General features: G+C 68.7%; 2 protein-coding genes. Both read left to right on the top strand.

The genetic code is table 11. The features are described from left to right. The first annotated feature begins 353 nt into the window (after positions 1-353). Positions 354-1,400 (top strand): substrate-binding domain-containing protein, encoded by a 1,047-nt coding sequence (locus tag ACFW1A_RS40355; protein WP_380418695.1) that lies wholly within the window; start codon positions 354-356, stop codon positions 1,398-1,400. Positions 1,401-1,422: 22 nt separating this feature from the next. Next, the coding region (locus tag ACFW1A_RS40350; protein ID WP_380418693.1) for an ATP-binding cassette domain-containing protein at positions 1,423-1,743 on the top strand (321 nt) is incomplete at its 3' end.

Here is a 1,743-nt window from a genome sequence, read left to right as displayed (position 1 = left end):
GGTTGCCGCGGGGGGGGGGGGGGGGGGGGGTGGTTTGCCGGGGGGGGGGCGGGCCCCCCGGGGGGGGGGGGCCCCCGCCACCGCTTTCCCATGTCCACCCAGCCCCTCCCTCCCCAGTCGCCCCTGGCTCGGGAGGGCATACCATGTCACACTGCTCGTGCACTGCCACTCAAAGTGACAGCGACTGTCTCGTTCACACGATCAGACAACAGTTGCGTTGCGACCTGTGCGTATCTGTGCGAAACCTCTTGACTGACCTGGCGTCTCGGAGGTGTCATATGGCCCATCACGTTCGAACCTGTTTGGTTCTGATGAATTGTGATCCACCCACCGCGCTGCTAGGAGCCCCATCCATGACCACTGTGCGCAACCGTCGCCGCACTGCCGCGGCCTTCGGGCTGCTCGTCGCCCTCGGCCTCACGGCCTGTTCCACCGGTCAGGAGACGACCAAGGGCGGCGGGAACGCCGCACCGGTCAGCGGCAAGATCTCCATCACGTACCTGCAGAAGCAGGGCGACCAGGAGTACTTCATCGGCGAGGCCGCCGGTGCCAAGGCCAAGGCCCAGCAGCTGGGTGTGGACCTGAAGGTGGTCAACCTCGGCAACGACGCCAACAAGACGATCAGCGAGGTCCAGTCCGCGATCGCGCAGAAGAGCAACGGCCTGATCATCGTGGTGCCGGACCCGGCGGTGGGTCCGCAGGTCGTGCAGACCGCCAAGGACGCGGGCGTGCCGCTGCTGACCTCGGACGACCAGATCTGCACCACCGGCCCCGCCCCGGCCTCCTGCGACAAGTCGGCGCTGGTGCCGCGGATCGGCTTCTCCGGCCAGCAGATGGGCCAGCAGGTCGGCCAGCGGGCCGGCGAGGAGTTCAAGAAGGCCGGCTGGAACGCGGCCGACACCCGCACCATCTCCGCCTGGAAGCAGGACGTGACCGTCTGCGGCGACCGCGTCAAGGCTGCCAAGGACGCCTTTGCCACCGCCTCCGGCGCCTCGGTGCAGAACATCGACGTGGCCACCGACAACACGCCGACCGGTGCCCAGGACAAGATCGCCGCGACCCTGACCGCCAACCCGGGCGTCAAGCACTGGGTGATCTGGGGCTGCAACGACGAGAACGTGCAGGGCGGCATCACCGCGACCGAGAACGCCGGCATCTCCGCCGACAACGTCATCGGGGTCGGCCTGGGCGCCTACCTGGCGTGCAAGGACTGGGGCAGCAGCAAGCCGTCCGGCATGAAGGCCGCGCTGTTCATCAACGGCAGCGACGTGGGCGCCCTGGCCGTCCAGACCATGTACGACAAGCTCAAGAACAGCAAGGACTTCCCGCAGGAGGCGTTCGCGCCCACCACCATGGTGGACCCGACCTCCTGGCAGTCCGCCGGCGTCAAGTGCAGCTGACATGACGTCGGGTAAGGCAGAGATGACGACCCACAGCGGGGCGGGAGTCCGCGGAGTCGGCAAGCGGTTCGGCGAGGTCCGGGCGCTCACCGACGTCACCCTGGACTTCCCGGCCGGCCAGGTGACCGCCCTGATGGGCGAGAACGGCGCCGGCAAGTCCACCCTGCTGAAGATCCTCACGGGCGACCACCAGCCCACCGAGGGGACCGTGCTGCTGGACGGGTCCGAGCTGGCGCTGCAGTCGCCGGCCCGGGCCCGGGCCGCCGGGATCCGGATCATTCCGCAGGAGCCGGAGATCATCCCGCACGTGTCGGTGGCGGAGAACGTGTACGCGGGTTCGCTG

It is taken from the genome of Kitasatospora sp. NPDC058965, from assembly GCF_042741245.1.
GTDB lineage: Bacteria > Actinomycetota > Actinomycetes > Streptomycetales > Streptomycetaceae > Kitasatospora.
This window is presented reverse-complemented; position numbering and strand designations above follow the sequence as displayed.

Excerpts from the sequence above, each read along its gene's own strand:
- ACFW1A_RS40355 (WP_380418695.1), top strand. The coding sequence starts at position 354 with ATGACCACTGTGCGCAACCGTCGCCGCACTGCCGCGGCCTTCGGGCTG.